Below are 18,242 nucleotides of genomic sequence, written 5' to 3' on the forward strand. Positions count from 1 at the left end.
GTGTTAACAGCCCTTTAATGTTTTAACTTAGGAAATTACTTTCCTCTTCCTTCTAACTTAGCTAAAGAGCCGATGTCTGCATCAGATAAAGCTTTATCATAGATTCTAACCTCGTCAATTCTTCCAGTTAGGAAACTTGCCCATCCTTGTGCACCAGTACTACTAGTTTGACTTGGATTAGTTTGAAACTGCACTGTGCCAAAAACGATGTTTCCCGTATCTGTCCATGATAATGGTCCTGTTAGTCCAGTTACAGTCCCAGAGCCTACTCTGGATCCGTTCACATAGACTTTAACCATATTGGTGGCAGCATCGTACGACACCGCAAGAGCAATCCATTTGTTGAATAGATTAGCAACATTATCTAAAGAATATGTTTTGTCGCCATTTTTGTTAATGTGAATTCTTAGCTTTCCGTTTTCGTTACTACTTCCGTTTTCGATGAAAACTTCTAAGTTTCCCCAGAATTGATTAGTATTTGAAAGGCTGAAAAGGCCAAGAATTCCAGTTGATGGAGGAGGTGTGTTGACCCACTCCGTTAGTGTGAAACTTTGCAAGTTTTTTACTTTTGCCGATGATTGCGTAACGACATAACTATTTAGTGCGCCTTGTAATGACTGTCTTTTTATGCCTCCAGCAAATGAAGTTCCTGTATTTGTGCCTGTTACATTAGATACGCTATCAATTAAGCTACCATCAAATGCCCAATAAGCAACTAGATTACTTGGCGCAATTTGTTTTGCACTTGTATAGCCTCCAATATTTAATGGAGGTGCGTAGCTAGTAGGATCGAATTTCTTTTGACATGAAGACAAACCTAGGCCTACAATTGCTATTAATAAAAAATATTTTGTTTTCATTTCTAATTTAGATTATCGGTTAATATCCAGGATTTTGAGTAAGCGTTCCCGCACTTTTATCTATCTCCGTTAAAGGTATTGGCCAAACTTCATTTTTACCTGCCTTCCAACCTTTTGGACCGAATACTGCCGTACCGCGTCCTTGTCTAATTACATCGAAATAGCGGTCAGATTCCATTGCCAGTTCTACTTGTCTTTCTTTCCAAATAGCATTTCTCAATTCAGTTTTATCATTCGTTGTAACATCAGGTAGTACACCAACTACGCCGCCGCGAGCACGAGCACGAACTTTGTTGAGTGATGTTTTTGCCAAAGTTGGATTATTCAGTTCGTTAGCGGCCTCTGCATTCATAAGTAGGATATCGGCATACCGTAAAACACGAACATTTTGCTGAGATCCTTCTGTATATCCTGAAACGATCTGGCTAAACGGCACGTAAGATTTCTCATTGTACATAGGATTAGGGACGCTGGTAGGTATAGCATCTCCCTGCGGAGTAGTTTCTCCCCTAAATATAATCGTTGCATCCCTTCTAACATCACCCGTCTCAAAGGCTGCAGCTAACGTTGTTGTTGGAACATTAAATCCCCAACCTCCAACTGTACCTCTAACACCTTGTACCTGACTATACTGCGAGTTAGATGCGTCCTTGTTGTTTAATAAGAGCTCACATTGAATTTCAAATATTGATTCGATGTTATTTTCTCTATTAGTACGGAAGCTTTCTTGGAAATTCGGATAGAGATCGTAACCCATTGTCATCACCGTATTCGTATATGCCAATACCTGATCCCATTTCCCTAAATACATGGCTACTTTTGCATGTAAACCTAAGGCAGCACCTTTGGTAGCTCTACCTAAATCAACTGATGTATAGTTTGGAGGTAGAACAGCCGCGGCATCATCTAAATCTTTCTCAATCGCAGCGTAAACCTGAGCTTTTGGAGTTCTAGGGATGTTAAATTCCGATGCGTCTTTTGGTACGTTCAGGCGAAGAGGGACATCGCCAAATGCACGTACCAACCTAAAATAGGAATAAGCACGAACAAATTTTGCTTCAGCCAAATAACGAGCTTTTAAGTTGGCATCCATGCTAATTGCTGGAACGTTATCTAGTACTTGGTTGCAAAGATTTATATTTTGATATTGTGCTTCCCAAAATCCTTGAAATTGACCTTCTGTTGAAGAGGCGGTATAATTGTCAAAATTGTTTAGATAACTAGCATCATTTGGGTCACTTCCTTTTTCTGCATCGTCACCAGGAATACTTTCCACCGCTAAAGCGGGAAATGCTGTATTGCCCCAAGATCTCAGGTTGGCGTAAATTGCATTAACTGCCTTGGTAGCATCCTCTTGTGTTTTCCAAAATGTAACTGCTTGTTGTTTGGCTTGGGGATCGATATTTAAAAAATCCCTTTTACACGCTGGAAACGCTAATGTTCCAACGCACAATGCGATAACTCCAAACTTTTGAATATCTGTGTTTTGAATAAATTTCATCTTAGTATCTATTAAAATTGAACTTGAAGACCGAATCTGTAGATTGCTGATAAAGGATACACATTAGCGTCAATTCCTCTTGAAATTGGACCAGCTCCAGCATCATAACCGATTTCAGGCGTAAATCCTTTGTATCCAAATATGTTGATAGCATTTTGTGCATCAAGAAATACTCTTACTTTTTTCATGGTCCATTTGCTAGTTAAACTGGTTGGAAGTACGTAACCTAGCTGAACAGTCCTTAAACGGATATATGATCCATCCTCGACATAGAATGAATTAGGTGCTGCATTTACAGTTGAACCAACATTTGCAGAAGGATAGGTGTTCGAAGTTCCCTGGCCGTGCCATCTATTGTTGTAAAAATCTTTGCTGAAATTCTCGTTACCGAATCTGTAGGCAATGTTAGCATTGTAAACATCTACATCCGCAACGCCTTGGATATCTAAAGTTAAATCCCATCCTTTATATGCAAATGAAGTGTTAATGCCATAACTATATTTCGGATTCGGATTACCTAATACCACTCTGTCCTTACCATCGATAACTCCATCACCGTTTTGATCTACATAACGAAAGTCGCCCGGTTTCGCATTTGGTTGAGCAGAACTAGTTATTTCTTGAGTATTTTGGAATATTCCATTCACTCTATATCCGAAAAATTCGCCTATTGCACCTCCTTGTACTGTCCTAGTAGCTAAAGCCCCATTTGCGATACCTTGTCCACCACCATAAATTGGATTTAGACCTGTGATTACCGATATTACTTTGTTGTTGTTGATACCAATGTTTCCACTGATTGAATATGTCAACCCATTTTTAGTTTGATCTTTCCAAGTTCCTAAAAACTCGAAACCTCTGTTTCTGAAATCAGCTTGGTTACCGATCATATTGCTAGATGAGGTACCTATTGAACTTAATATTGGAATTTCGAAAATCGCTTGCTCTGTTTTCTTATTATAGTAACCTGCCTCAATGCTCAGTCTATTGTTAAGCATCGATGCTTCTAAACCAATGTCGGTACCAGTTGTACGTTCCCAGTTTAAGAAGGATGGCACTAGCGATGCTACACTTGCACCAGTGTAAGCTACACCATTAAATATGGCTACATAACCTGGACTTTGGGTAACGGTAAGTGTAGTAGGATTAACTGGAACACCTGCATTACCAACTTTGCCCCAAGATCCCTTTAATTTTAAGTTGCTAAATACTTTTTGATCTTTCATGAAGCTTTCATTTGAAATTATCCAGCCTGCTCCAACGGCAGGGAAATAGCCCCAGAGATCACCGCCGCCAAAAAATTGTGATGCCGCGTCAGCACGTAAAGTAGCGTTTAATAAGTATCTATTTTTAAAAGAATAGTTTGCTCTACCGAAATAAGATAGGTATGTGGATAAACTACCTCCGTCTACTACCTCACGGTTAGATGCTGTACCTAAGGCAAGATATAAGTCGCCTTCGCTTGAATATGGCACATTTAATGCACTTGAGTTGATGTAATAGCTTTTCCTACGTTGAGCAGTTGTTCCAGCTAAAACAGTTAAATTATGGTCTCCAAAAGTGTTTTTGTAGGTTAGAGTATTTTCCAATATCCAGTTTCTGTTCTCCGCTCTGTTCACAGTCAATTTGCTGATATCATTTCGTTGACCTTGAGTGGCTTGATAAACTGGTGTGTAACCTCTAACCTCATTTTGTCCAAATTCACCACCTGCACTGGTTCTAAACGTAAAATTTTTAGCAAAGTTTACTTCGGCAAATACGTTTCCGTTAATTCGGTAGTTTTTAGATTTTTGGTTAAAGAAATCTAAAGTCACCTGTGGGTTGAAGTTATTGCCACCGCCAAGACTGAAATCATTTGCGTCTCCGTATGTACCATCAGCATAATAAACAGGAACTACTGGACCTGCAGCATATAGTTGCCTAAAAATACCTCCATTAATATCATTAGAATTAATTGCAGTACCAGATAATGAATAACCTAACTTAATCGCTTTAGAAACTTGGAAGTCGTTTGAGAATTTCGAAGTGTAGCGTTTCCAATTTTGGGTCTTAACTATTCCGTCTTCATCGGTATAACCCAAAGAGAAGTTATAGTTTGTTTTTTCGGTGCCTCCGTTAATTGAGATTTGGTGATTAGTTTGTAATGCATTTTGAAATGCTTGATTATACCAGTTAGTGCCTTCACCAAAACTAGATGGATTGGCAAAAAGCAGTGGCGATGAATTAGCAGCTGATAGCTCATTTATTATTGTAGCGTATTCGGTTGCATTAGCCATTTCAATTTGATTAGTGACTTTTTTATAGCCAACTGAGCCATTATAGCTAATTATTGGATTTCCAGATTTACCTTTGTTGGTAGTTACAAGAATAACGCCGTTTGCAGCCCTAATACCATAAATTGATTGTGAAGAAGCATCCTTTAAAATACTCATATCGGCGATGTCAGCTGGATTTAAGAAACTAATATCGTCATACCAAACACCGTCTACTACATATAATACTCCGAGGTTTCCGAAAATAGTGCCTGTACCTCTAATGGAAATTTGAGGTGATGAGCCAGGAGCACCCGAATTTGTTATACTAACACCCGCAACTTTTCCTTGTAAGGCGCTAACAGCATTAACTGATGCTTGCTTCGATATATCTTCTCCTTTTACTGACGCTACAGCACCGGTAACGTCAATTTTTCGTTGCGTGCCATATCCTACTACGACTACTTGTTGAAGATCGCTTGCTGATGAAGTCAGCTTAACATTTAAAATAGTTTTGTTGTTAACTGGAATTTCTTGGTTTGCGAAACCAATAGATGAAAACACCAACATGCCGTTTCCAGGGGCACTAATTGTGTAACTTCCAGTGGCGTCTGTTTGTACGCCGTTGCTCGTGCCTTTAACTACAATGCTAACTCCCGGTATAGGAAGATTTTGTTCATCTTTTACCGTACCCTTAACTGTAACATTTTGGGCATAGGCAACGTCTGAAAATAGTAGTAATAAAAAGCAGGCAATAACAGAGAATTCTGTAAAGATTTTTTTCATACCGTTATTAATATTTGATTATTTGAATACTCGAATGTTCAACTTTTGTATCTATTAAGCAAATATTTGCACTTGCACATCACTACATCATGCAAGGTTTAAAGGGTATCTCAAAAAGTGAGTGATAGCGCTATAAAATAGCTATAAAGGCACTTTTTTATAATTCTACTATCAAAAAAATACTACTACATTGTGGTCATTAATCACTTCCTTTGTGTTTAAGTTTTTTCAGAAGTGAGAGGTAATGATGTAGTGTTAAATCTCGATCAAAAACTCAGTCAGATTTTTATCATGCGGTACTGCAAGTTTTTTACGCAAACGATATCGGCGGATTTCAACCCCCCTAACTGATATATTTAATAATGAAGCCATCTCCTTGCTGCTCATGTTCATTCTCAAATATGCGCAAAGTTTAAGATCATTGGGTACCAAGTCGGGATGATTAACTTTGAGCTTTTTGAAGAAACTCTCATGCGCTTCGTTAAAGCTTTTTTCAAAAAGATTCCAGTCTCTTTCGTCGTTCATGCCGTCATCAATAATTTTTTGAATTTTTCTCAATTGATCTTCTGGCGATTTATGTTCTTTGTTTTCACGAAGTTTATTCAACTCTTGACTAATCTTTTGGAGTAGCTCATTTTTGTAAACTAAACTCATTGCTGAATTGGCCAACTCTCTACTTTTGCCCGCCAATTCAGTTTGTAGCTTTTCTGTTTGTAGTTTGCTAATTTGCTTTTCTGTTGCTTCTGCTTTCTTCTTCAAATATTCTTCTTTTTCCCTTTGAAGTTTTTCGGCAATTTTTTGCTGGTCTCGTTGTAATTTGGTTTCGTATATTTTTTTTCCGATAACCAACCCAGCAACTGCAATGATGAAGTAACACACCCAAGCCCAATTGCTGGCATACCAAGGTGGGAGGATGATCACTTTGATTTCACTTACTTCACTAATTGTATTCTCGTCAATTTTCGCTCGTACCTTAAATGTGTATGTGCCATTACTTAAATTGGTGAAATCTTTTTGCGTTGCTGTATTCCAGTCAGACCATTGTTTCGAATAACCATCTAAGTAATATTGGAACTTTATTTTTGCTAAGCGATAGTAGGGTAAAGCGAATGAAATTCGAATGCTATTTCTAGAGAAAGGTATGTCTAATTCATTTTCAGCATCACCACTTTCTGTAATGAGACTATACTTATCGGTAATGTCCTCAATTTTTCCTATAATAACTTTAGGTAGTTTTTTATTGAGCTTAATGGATGTGGCTAATGCATCATTATAAATTGCAAAGCCGTCATCAACACTAATTAGATATATGTTATTGCTAATCTGGCTAATGTTTTCATAATATTGAACCATACGCGAATCCAATATGTTGAATCTGTTAGAGTCAATTTTGATATTTCCAGGTTCTAAGAAATTACTTAGTCCCATCCGTCCCCGGTTAATGAACCAATACTTGCCATTGCCAGCTTTGATAATTTTGTTAGATGTACTGAAGCTTCCTAATTTTTGATTTAGTTCTTGGTATTTGCTGAACTTATTAGCGATATCATCGTAGATATAGAAACCTGAATCTGACGAAAATACTATTCGGTTTTCTAGGTTGAAAGTGTTGATGTTGAAACTATTAGGCAGTCCATTTGCTTCATCAAAATATTTAACTTTTACTGCTTTTCTTAAGTCATCACTCAGATTAATTCTATACAAGCCCTTATACGCATGACTTACCCAGATATTTCCTTTATAATCTTGCTCAACATACCTAGAAGGCTCTCCAAATCCCTCTACGCGATGGCTAAAACTCCATCTTCCAGTTGCGTTTTTTATAAAAATACACAGTCCGGTATAAGTTCCTTGTATTAAAACGTTAGGATTTGAAGTCAGCTTTTTAAGTGTCCAGCCGCCGTTAATGTGAGATATCTTTTCAATTTTATCGCCAGTTACAGTAAATGTACCGTTGTTATGACCGCAGATTAATTGGTTATCTATTTTGCTGAGATCCCAGACCTGACCCTGCGAATTTGGTATGAGCTTAAAATCAAAGTTGTTGCTTACGTTTTTTAAGCCACTATTCCAATTGCTATAAAATAGACCCTGATTAGTTCCCAAGTAAATTTTATCTTGATGTATTAAACTTGAATACACTGTGCCAAACCTGCCTGTTTTATCAAAGTAGAATGATAAGGGCGAATTCAATTCTATGCGGTCTATGCCATTATCCAAACCAACCCATAAATTACTTTCAGCATCATTAAAAATACTTAATACCGTATTGTTTTGTAAGCCGCTCGTTTTGTTAATCGTTTGAACGATGTTGCCAATATCATCAATAATGATTACTCCGTTTAAGATAGTACCGAACGCATAATAATTATTAAACACCCTAGTGCCATTATTAAGCTGGAAAGTTTTTAGGAAACTGTTAGCTTGACTGTAGAATGGGGTAAAAAGTGTACCATCGTATGTAAAAAGGCCGTTTTTACCGGTGCCAATTAACAATTGATTGTTCTTGAAAGGCAAAATAGAAAGCACTCCGGTCTTTCCTAATATTTCACTTCCCATTAGCTTAACCAATTGCTTGCCTTTAATTTCAAACAGTCCATTATCGATCACTTCCACAAACAAGCGGTTGTTTACCTGATGTGTAAAAAGCAAGTTGTTGACTGCTTTGATTACTTCTATTTTTTGATCATGATAAATGAAAATTTCAGAAAAGGTTTGAAAGTAAATTTTTTTTCCTAGGACATAGATTTTCCAAACTTCGCCTGTAAGCTTAACCGATTTGGGTAGTAATTTTGTAAGGGAGTGATATCTTAGTTCTTTATTTTCATGTTTCCAATAGCCAAATTCACCAAATCCGCCGGTGTATACAAATCCTTCGTTGCCAATGGCCACAGATCGTACAATTTGCTTATTAGGTAGCTCATGTTTTTGCCAGTATTTTCCATTGTAACTTAGTAATCCGTTAGAATTAGCAAAGAACATTACGCCTTTGCTATTTTTTGCAACAGACCAATTTTGGTTGCCCGCTAGGTACAGCGCTTTGCTAAAATTTTGGATGTACGGTACACCTATTCTTGGAATATCACTAGCGTGGGAGCTGGTGATGCCCGTTAACATGAACGTTAAAAAAATGAAATAATATAATTTGCCAACTCTCATAGCAGATTTCTTTTTTGTAGACAATGCAAATTAGAAAAATTAATGGAAAAGCGTTGAAAGTTACAGCTTATCGCTATGATCGCATGTTACATAGTAAGGCACTGGCAATTTGGTGTAATTACCGATATAGTTAAATTAAAGAAAATAAGGGGTTTGAAGCCAGTAAAACTATTTTGCTAATACTTGCTGTGGTACTTTTACGTAATATCCCGTGCCGTCGTAAGGTCGTTTTCTTGGGTGTTCCATGCAAGCGGTTGAACAACATCCCTGTAATTCTTCTCCGCAAGCGTCGCACTGCGTAAAATGCTCATTGCATTCGGGGTTAGCACAATTGATCATTTTAGGTGTGGTAGTTCCACAATTAAAACACTTGCTAACTACTGTTGGATTTACAGAGTTTACGTCTACAGCAATTCTGTTATCAAAAACATAACATTTACCTTCGAAATCTTTTCCACCAGCTTCTTTACCATATTTGATAATGCCTCCATGTAACTGATAAACATCATTAAAGCCGTGATGCAAAAGTAAAGCTGAAGCTTTTTCGCACTTTATGCCGCCGGTACAATAGGTAAGTACTTTCTTATCCTTGTATTGAGCCAATGCTTCTATTTGCTCAGGGAAATCTCTAAAATTATCGATATCTAGCGTAACTGCATTTTTGAATTTACCTAAATTATGTTCGTAATTCGAGCGAACGTCCAGAATTACTACATCGTCTCTATCAATCATTTCGCTAAACTCTTTAGGCTCCAAATGCTTTCCAGTGCGTTTGTTAGGGTCAATGATCGTTTTGTCCCTCAATCCCGAGTGTACAATTTCAGCTTTGTACCTACAGTGCATTTTGATAAAGGAAGGCTCATCAACTTCATCGATTTTAAACTCGGTTTTAGCGAAACGTTCATCCGAGTGAATATGTTTCATATATGCTTCGCAAGCTTCCACTGTACCTGAAACAGTTCCATTCAAGCCCTCATCTGCAACGATAATTCGGCCTACTAATCCTAAAGATTTACAAAAAGCTAAGTGATCTGCAGCAAATTGTTCTGCATCTGCTATTGGAGAATAGCAGTAATAAAGTAAGGTGTTGTATTTCATAATTATTGATACCGTTGCAAACGGCGTTTAACGTTGCAAAGATAGTGCTTAATTATGGTTTGGCAAAGCTGATTTTCGTCACATTGCTCGAATCATATTTTGCATCTTTAATATTAGAAAACTGTATTTAATGACTAAAACTAGAGATTAAACCCATAAGAAAACTTAAATCCTTTCTTAATTAGCATATCTCTGTCGTAAGCGTAACCATAGTGAATTCTGAAATTTAAACGCTTGATCCCAAAATAGAATTCATTGTAGTTTCTTTTCTCTGGCGACGATAAATAAGCGGCACCAATAATTTCTTCAAGTTTCAATTTTCTTAACAGCGGTATTCGGTTGAGGAAAAAAGAACCAAAATTGTGTTGGAAATGCGCTTCAAAATACTGCTTAGTTGTATTAAAAACGTAAAAATCTAAGAATTGAAAATAACGCTCATCAGGGTTAAACACAATACTTTGGTTAGCTCTGAAGTGCTTCCAGTCGGGATAATTTAACTTTTCCGACGTAAGGAATTTTCCTGCGCCCAACAGTAGCGACGATTTACCAAGCATACCCAATTGTAGCTTTTTTTGATAAAGTTCCACCGAAATAAAGTCGTAATCTACTTCCGAACCGAAAACACCTTTAATACCTCGTTTATAATTGAATTCTATCCTTGGATAATTGCTTTCCATGTAAAATCGGCCGTCAGGGCGAGTGATGTATTTTTGTGCAACAGTATAAGCCAAGGTTCCACTTACTATAAAAGCTTTGTGATTTGGGAAAAGCAAACTGTTCTCATCGTCGGGTTTAAATGGATTGTTTGAAGTGAATTCAGAGTTTTTCCCAAAGTTGGTAAAGTTACTATTTGTTAAAGCACTTCTGTTAGCGTACTCTGCATATAGTTTTAGCTCAAAACTAGGGGCAAATTCTCTTGAGGCTTCAATATTGAAAAATTTACGTTCGTAAAATTTAGCCACATTTTTTCCAAATACCAATGTGTTGATGGTATTTTGGAGTAAATTAGTTTGTTCTTGAGCGTTTAAATTGGCAATTTCAGAACCAAATCCTATGGCCACTGTTGCGTTCTTTATCGGGTCGTAAAGATATTTCGCTTTTATATTAGGATTGAAATGTTCGTTTGCAAAGCCATAGCGAACCTCTGGTTTAATGCTGTAATACTTTCCATCATCAAAACCTTGCCGCCAAGTTGCTGCATATTTTAGTCCCAGGCCTTCTATCGTATTGAAAAAAACCGAAGTAGCCACAGGATCAAAAGTGATGCTTTTTTTATTGTAGCTCCGGTAATAAATATAGGGTGTTACAAGTACTTGTAACGGATTAAAGCGATTTTTTACTTGATCAATTGAATCGAGATATTTTTGAGAAGCTTTCAGTTTGCTGACACTATCTTTTTTCAAGTAGTTGTTAAATTCTTCCTCTGTAAGTGGCACCGAACGATGTTTTTCCCAATACAATGGATCTTTCCTGTTGGATGATTTTTCAACTTTTAATATCTCCTTGGTAAAAAAGTTTTTATTAAAGTTAGGCCGTACATTGTAGTTTTTAAATACGCCAAGTACATAGCCTGAAAACTGAAATCCTAATAATTTGCCAGCGATGCTAAATTGGATAGACTGCGGAACGTAAATGCCTGATACCTCTAATAATTGCTGTGTTACATTTAAGGAATCAATCAACTCCATCCCGTTTTCTTTGGTAATTGAAAGGTCAACAGCACTTAAGCGCCAATCATTGTTGACTACATAAATAGTCCCATTAAACGTTGGCGAATGTTTACGTTTGGGGATAACTTGTATTTTACTAATGACTTTGCCATTTTCTTCGTTAGTGCCTAGCAATTTGTATTGGTAGTAAGAGAGGGCATTATCCGCCACTGGCGATACAAAACCCCTAACGCAAAGTTTATCTTCAAACAGAATGTTTTCGTAGAAATTAACCATCAAGTCTGAAGCCTTATTAAAACTAAAGCCTTTGTCATCCCCCGCAATTTTAGACGATACCATTACTTCTTTAACTTTGTGGTACTGTTTAAAATCTAGTTTAGATTCGGTTTCCGAAAGGTAAATAATTCCTTGTCTGTTACTATCTAACTCTAGTATGGTGGCTACATCTCTGCCAAAAAATCGACGCGGAGCTTTATGTAATTTTTGCATGGCCTTAGTATAAACTTCAGCCGAAAATGCCTGCACTTCATTAAGTAAAGTGCTGCGTTTGGCAATTACCTTTTTGATGATTTCCTCAGCACGTTTTTCGCCTGATGATTTGATAATTACATCGTTTAAAGTGAAGATTTTTGGAGCCAATACGATATCTAAAGTCGTGTTCTCGTTTATCTTGAGGTTAATTTTACGGTCTTCATAGCCTACGGCGCTAAATAATAGTTCGATTTCTCCCTTAGGAAGGCTAAGTTTATATTGACCGTCAATGTTTGATGAAGTTCCCTGAGTAGTGGTATGCACATAAACTGAGGAGAAAGGAATCGCAGTACCTTTAGCTTCGGTAATTTTCCCGGATAGCGTATATTGTTGTGCTAATGAAAACACCGACTCAAAGCACAGCAAGCCCAATAAGAAATACCGGAAAAAGTAAACCATTAAACGTTTTTTGTTTAAAATAATAAAAAGCTTATTAATATCAACAAGAAATTAGTTGTAGCCATTTAACGATGCTTACTTGCTAAAAGTATGAGGGGCTTTAACACCATTTAAAAATCATAGGCGAACCTGAATCCTTGATTAACTTTTTTGCCATTATCGTAGGCAATGCCGTAGCTAACACCAAATAATAAACGTTGGATGCCGAAGTAATACTCCGTATAGTTCTTCTTTTGAGGCTGCGTCAAATAGCTGAAACCTACTATTTCCTCTAACTTTAACTTTCTTAGTAGTGGTACTTTATTAAGGATAAAGCCAGAGAAGTTATGTTCCAGGTGTGCCTCCAAATAATGCTGATTGGTGCTATATTGATAAAAGTCCAAAAATCTAAATTTGCGTAGGTTAGGAGGGAAGAACTGCGCATTGTTACCTCTAAAATGCTTAAAGTCGGGGTAGTAAATTTTGTTATTGTTTAAGAATTTTCCAGCTCCTAACACAAAAGAGGTGTAGCCAAATAAGCCTAACCCTATTCGCTCTTGATAGGCTTCGAAGGTAATTAGATCATAATCCGTATCTGATCCAAAAATCCCGTCTATTGCTTTTTTATATCTTAAAGTTAACCTGGGATATTTTGATTCGGTGTATATTTTAGAATCTGGCCGGGTGATATATTTTTGCCCAAATGTGTAAATAATTCCTGCGGTTACAGCTGCGGTTTGATAAGTAGGGAAAAAAGGAGCATCGTCAGTAGGATTTAAAGGATTGTTTGACGTGAATGCCCGATCATCATAATCTTTAAATTTATATAAAGTGCTGTTAGTTAGTGCAGTATTGCTCGAGTAATCTACTGATAAAATTGCCTGTAGTCCGTTGGCTAGTTCTCTCTGGGTATTTAAATTGATGAACTCCCTTTTATAGAATTTCGGGAAGTTTCTTTCGAACAACAAACTGTTAATGGTATTCGACAGTAAGGTCATCGTGCCATAATTATTTAAATCAGCGATTTCACTGCCAAAATTAAGTCCAACTCCAGCCCGTTTAATTGCATCATAGTAATAATAAGTATTCAAATTGGCGGTGAAAATTTCGTTTTTAAAACCATATCTAGCTTCAGGTCTAATAGTTAAAAATTTATTATTCTCATACCTTTTCCTGTAAGTAACGCCGTATTTAATTGCAAGTCCTTCTACCGTATTATAAAAAACCGATTTAATCAAGGGGTCAAAGGTGTAGCTCCGCTTATTGTACCTGTCGTTAATAGTATAACTCGTCATTATAATTTTTCCAGGGGTAAAATTGTTGTTTGCCTTTTCTAATGAGTCGAGATAAGCTTTACTTTGTTTGCGCAAAGCAATACTATCTTTCTTGATATAGTCCTTGCGTTCTTCTTCAGTAAGGGGGATGGGCCTGTTATTAGCCCAGTATGTAGAATCTTTTTTGTTAACCTGTTTGGTAATCTTTAATATTTCTGGTGTAAAATATCCCTTTTCAAATTTAGGATTGATATTATAATTACTGTAGAAGCTGACAAAGTATCCTTTAAATTTGAAGCCAAGTACGTTTCCATTAAACTCAAATTTCAAATTGCCCGGCATAAAATATTTATCTATCTTAATAAAATGCTGTGCAATATTTAAAGTGTCTATTAGGTTAACGCCGGCGTCTTTGGTTAAATTTAAATCGGTTCCCATTAAACGCCAAGTTGCATCAGCAATGTAGATTACACCTCTAAAAGCTGGATCGTTTTTCCTTTTCGGTGTTACCTCTATTTTGTTAATCACCAAACCATTCTCTTCGCTTTTGCCGAGTAATTTGTATTTGTAATAAAATAGCGCATTGTCTGCAATTGGTGATACGAAACTTCTAGCACTTAATCCCGTGTTGGCAAGCAATAAGTTCTCATAAAAGTTGATCCTCATATCTGAAGCTTTGTTGAAACTAAAGGCATTATTGCTTCCAGAAGTTTTAGAGGAGATCATCTCTTCTTTAATCCGATCAGGTTTCATGTACGAAAATTTGGATTGAGATTCCGACAGATATAAAATACCATTCCTGTTCGTGTCTAAATTGAGTGTTTTCTGAATATCTCTGCCAAAAAATTTCTTAGGCGCTCCTACCAACTTCTGCATGCCTTTAATATATACGTCGTTGCTATAAGCAAATATTTCTTCCAGATAGGCTTTTCTATTTTTAATGGCATTTCTCACGATTTTGTATGCTGGATCTTCGCCGTTAGCCTTTATTACTACGCTATTTAAGGTGTAGTGTTCGGTATCTAGGGCTTTGTTGAGTGTTGTATTGGCAAATACATCGATGGTTTGGTAGGCAGTTTTGTATCCTACTGCGGTAAAGGATAAGGTTACTATGCCTCTATCGACATTAATTACGTATTGTCCGTCGGTATTTGCAGATACTCCTTTTGTAGTTCCCTTGATGAAAACTGATACAAATGGAATGCTGTTGCCATCGACATCGGTAATTTTTCCTTTTACTTCAAACTGTTGCGCAAAAGCAACGTTAATTAAGGTGAGAGCACTTAATAATAAGAGGTATATATTCTTCATAAGGTTAAATATAGCTGTAATTGGTTACATAAACATATTTCGCTTGTTAAAGTTTGTTAAGCGCCAAAATACTATCTTTGTACAGATTTTTTTAATCAAAAAAAACGATTAAACCATGTATAAAACCTTACAACCAGTTTTACAAAAAGAACTTGCTGAAATTGAACAAGCAGGCTTATATAAACGCGAAAGAATTATTACTACTCCGCAAGGCGCAGACATCAAAGTTAGTACCGGCGATGAAGTAGTTAATTTCTGTGCCAATAATTATTTAGGCCTGTCGTCGCATCCAAAAGTGATTGAGGCAGCAAAAAAAGCAATAGATCATTATGGATACGGCATGTCTTCGGTTCGTTTTATATGTGGTACCCAGGATATCCATAAAGAATTAGAGGCTAAAATTTCAAAGTTTTTAGGAACAGAAGATACGATTTTATATGCAGCAGCATTTGATGCTAACGGCGGGGTTTTCGAACCTTTGCTTGGACCAGAAGATGCCATCATTTCCGATGAACTTAATCATGCCTCAATTATTGACGGCGTAAGATTATGTAAAGCTCAACGCTTCCGTTACAAAAATTGTGACATGGAAGACTTAGAGAAGCAATTGATTGCTGCAAAGGATTGTAGACATAGAATGATTGTAACTGATGGCGCATTTTCAATGGATGGATCAGTTGCGCCGCTAGATAAAATTTGTGATTTAGCAGATAAGTATGAGGCACTGGTAATGATTGACGAATCTCACTGCTCGGGTTTCATTGGAAAAACCGGACGCGGTACACATGAACATTTTGATGTAATGGGTCGCATTGATATCATCACAGGGACTTTGGGCAAGGCTTTGGGCGGAGCCTCTGGAGGATTTACCTCAGGACGTAAGGAAATTGTGGAGATGCTACGCCAACGCTCCCGTCCGTATCTTTTTTCTAACACCTTAGCACCTTCAATAGCGGGAGCTTCTGTGGCGGTATTAGATATGTTGAGCGAAACTACCGAACTGAGAGATAAATTGGAATACAATACTAAATACTTTCGAGAAAAGATGACTGAGGCAGGATTTGATATCAAGCCCGGATTTCACCCGATAGTACCAGTGATGTTGTACGACGCTAAAGTGGCTCAGGAATTTGCAGCGAAGATGTTAGAGGAAGGCATTTACGTTATTGGATTTTTCTATCCAGTAGTGCCACAAGGTAAAGCACGTATAAGAGTACAACTTTCAGCAGCACATGAGCAACACCATTTGGACAAAGCTATTGCTGCATTTACTAAAGTCGGTAAAAACTTAGGCGTAATTAAATAGGTCATAAAGTTTACAGGGTTTCAAGCGGCAACTAATAAATAAGATATGAGAATGAAATTTGTGAGTGTAATTTTTTTATTGTTATCAGCTGCCGCTTGTAAAAAGTCCAGTAGCACCAGTTTAGAAGCAGAAACCTTTTCAAATGTTAGTTATGGGAGCAATAGTCTGCAAAAAATGGATGTTTATTTGCCCGCTAAAAGGAGTGCAGCCACAAAAGTAGTCGTTTTCATACATGGTGGAAGTTTTATTGGTGGCGATAAATCAGATTATGCTAGTTTAGTAGAAGAATTGTACAAGAGAGACTTTGCCGTAGTAAATATCAACTATCGCTTAGTGGATGGAAGCGGTTTAGAAACAAATCCCATAACTCACAAAAAGAGTAGTATTTTGATGGCGGATCAAGTGACTGATGTTTCTGCTGCTGTTGATTTTGTAATTTCAAAAGCAGAAGATTGGCAAATTAGTAGTTCAAAGATTGCTATAGTAGGACATAGTGCCGGAGCAACTTTAGGTCTTCTTTACACTTACGGAAACAAAAATACAAGTAAAGTTAAAGCGGTTGCTAATTTGGCAGGTGCGCTAGATCAAACATTTACTGACATCCCTAATTATAGTGCTTTGCCTGCTCAAGTACTGGAGTTGGGTTACAGGTACACAGGTTATGATGCAAGTCCGGCCAATGAAGGATTTTATAAAGCAATTAGCCCTCTTTATGTGGCTAACGCTAGCCAAAAAGTTAATACCCTAACTATATTTCCAGAAAATAACGCCGTTGGCGCATTTCCTAAGCAAAACAGGGCTACTTTTGATGCTTTTGGAAGCAAACTGAATCAGCTTGGCGTTCCGCATAAGTTTGTGCAAATTCCCGGAGCCGACCACAGTTTCACCACGGCAGGGAGTATACAACTTGTGTTTATAGAATTGTTATCATTTTTAAGTAGCGGTTTTTAAATTTAATTGATCTCGTTCGACCAAAAGCTTAGTTCGGTTCATTTTATGTATTTATTACGTTTACATGTTAGTTTTTGAACTCGGTCTGACAAAAAAATGAGATAAAAACATGTATATTTGGCGCATGTTACAAGACCAAATAACGCAATACACAGAAGAGATCAATGCGTTTGATACCAACAATGCTGTTGAGCTAGAGCAATTCAGGATACGCTTTTTAGGAACCAAAGGTATTATCAAAGATATTTTTGACGAATTTAAAGCAGTTTCTCCAGAAGAAAAAAGAACACTGGGAAAAGTGCTGAATCAATTTAAGCAATTGGCCGAAGCTAAATATCAAACATTAAATGAAACCATTAGCGCTTCTCAGGATTCGGTAGAAGGGGATGATTTGGATTTGACTCTTCCTGGAGAAGGTTTTGAAATTGGCACACGCCATCCTTTAGCCATCGTTCGTAGAGAAATCATCGAAATCTTTAACAAATTGGGATTTAGCGTTGCGGAAGGACCAGAAATTGAAGACGATTGGCATAATTTCTCTGCTTTAAATTTCCCTGAAGAGCATCCCGCTCGTGATATGCAGGATACTTTCTTCATCAAAAAAGGAGGTGAAAATGGTGATATCGCTTTGCGTACACATACCTCTTCGGTGCAAGTGAGAATGATGGAAGCTGGTCAGCCGCCATTTAGAGCGCTAATGCCCGGTCGCGTTTATCGTAACGAAGCAATCTCTGCTAGAGCGCATTGCTTTTTCCACCAAGTAGAAGGTTTGTATGTAGATGAGAAAGTTTCATTCGCTGATTTGAAACAAACATTATTCTACTTTGTGCAGGAACTATACGGCGAGGGAACTAAAGTTCGTTTCCGCCCATCTTATTTTCCTTTCACTGAACCTAGTGCAGAAATGGATATTTCTTGTAGCATCTGTAAAGGTGCCGGTTGCCAAATGTGTAAAGGAAGTGGCTGGGTAGAGATTTTAGGCTGCGGTATGGTTGATCCAAATGTGTTGGAAAACTGTGGAATCGATAGTAAAAAATACAGTGGTTTTGCCTTTGGAATGGGTATCGAACGTATAGCTAACCTTAAATTTGAAATAAAAGACTTGCGTTTATTCTCAGAGAACGACGTTCGTTTCTTGAAACAATACCAGTCGGCAACAATTTAA

The 18,242-nt window shown here is 37.3% G+C and carries 10 protein-coding genes; 3 read left to right on the forward strand and 7 right to left on the reverse strand.

Going from position 1 to position 18,242, the window contains the following annotated elements:
• Window positions 1-35: 35 nt before the first annotated feature.
• From ACY2A0_RS13600 to ACY2A0_RS13630, 7 genes are all read right to left on the reverse strand, one after another.
• Window positions 36-860 (reverse strand): LamG domain-containing protein, encoded by an 825-nt coding sequence (locus ACY2A0_RS13600; protein WP_461790026.1) that lies wholly within the window; start codon window positions 858-860, stop codon window positions 36-38.
• 19 nt (window positions 861-879) lie between these two features.
• The gene (locus tag ACY2A0_RS13605; protein ID WP_461790027.1) at window positions 880-2,361 is read right to left on the reverse strand and encodes a RagB/SusD family nutrient uptake outer membrane protein; all 1,482 of its coding nucleotides are present in this window, start codon (window positions 2,359-2,361) and stop codon (window positions 880-882) included.
• Between the two features lie 11 nt (window positions 2,362-2,372).
• Window positions 2,373-5,399 (reverse strand): SusC/RagA family TonB-linked outer membrane protein, encoded by a 3,027-nt coding sequence (locus ACY2A0_RS13610; protein WP_461790028.1) that lies wholly within the window; start codon window positions 5,397-5,399, stop codon window positions 2,373-2,375.
• A 255-nt stretch (window positions 5,400-5,654) separates the two neighbouring features.
• Window positions 5,655-8,558, reverse strand: a complete 2,904-nt coding sequence (locus ACY2A0_RS13615; protein WP_461790029.1) for a triple tyrosine motif-containing protein — start codon at window positions 8,556-8,558, stop codon at window positions 5,655-5,657.
• 168 nt (window positions 8,559-8,726) lie between these two features.
• Window positions 8,727-9,659 (reverse strand): oxygen-dependent tRNA uridine(34) hydroxylase TrhO, encoded by a 933-nt coding sequence (trhO, locus tag ACY2A0_RS13620; RefSeq protein WP_461791063.1) that lies wholly within the window; start codon window positions 9,657-9,659, stop codon window positions 8,727-8,729.
• 137 nt (window positions 9,660-9,796) lie between these two features.
• Complete coding sequence (locus ACY2A0_RS13625; RefSeq protein ID WP_461790030.1) at window positions 9,797-12,256, reverse strand: DUF5686 and carboxypeptidase regulatory-like domain-containing protein; 2,460 nt, start codon at window positions 12,254-12,256, stop codon at window positions 9,797-9,799.
• 110 nt (window positions 12,257-12,366) lie between these two features.
• Entirely contained in the window at window positions 12,367-14,820 is a 2,454-nt protein-coding gene (locus tag ACY2A0_RS13630; RefSeq protein ID WP_461790031.1) for a DUF5686 and carboxypeptidase regulatory-like domain-containing protein, read from the reverse strand.
• A gap of 115 nt (window positions 14,821-14,935) precedes the next feature.
• Here ACY2A0_RS13630 and kbl point away from each other — a divergent pair, with 115 nt between their 5' ends.
• The 3 genes from kbl to pheS all read left to right on the forward strand — a co-directional run bounded on the left by kbl (window position 14,936) and on the right by pheS (window position 18,242).
• The gene (kbl, locus tag ACY2A0_RS13635) at window positions 14,936-16,126 is read left to right on the forward strand and encodes a glycine C-acetyltransferase (protein WP_461790032.1); all 1,191 of its coding nucleotides are present in this window, start codon (window positions 14,936-14,938) and stop codon (window positions 16,124-16,126) included.
• A 45-nt stretch (window positions 16,127-16,171) separates the two neighbouring features.
• A complete protein-coding gene (locus tag ACY2A0_RS13640) occupies window positions 16,172-17,077 on the forward strand; it encodes an alpha/beta hydrolase (RefSeq protein ID WP_461790033.1) in 906 nt (301 codons plus the stop codon).
• Between the two features lie 124 nt (window positions 17,078-17,201).
• Window positions 17,202-18,242 carry a phenylalanine--tRNA ligase subunit alpha gene (pheS, locus tag ACY2A0_RS13645; protein WP_461790034.1) on the forward strand — a complete coding sequence of 347 codons (1,041 nt, stop codon included), beginning with the start codon at window positions 17,202-17,204 and terminating at the stop codon, window positions 18,240-18,242.

Source organism: Pedobacter sp. (assembly GCF_965249885.1).
Lineage (GTDB): Bacteria > Bacteroidota > Bacteroidia > Sphingobacteriales > Sphingobacteriaceae > Pedobacter.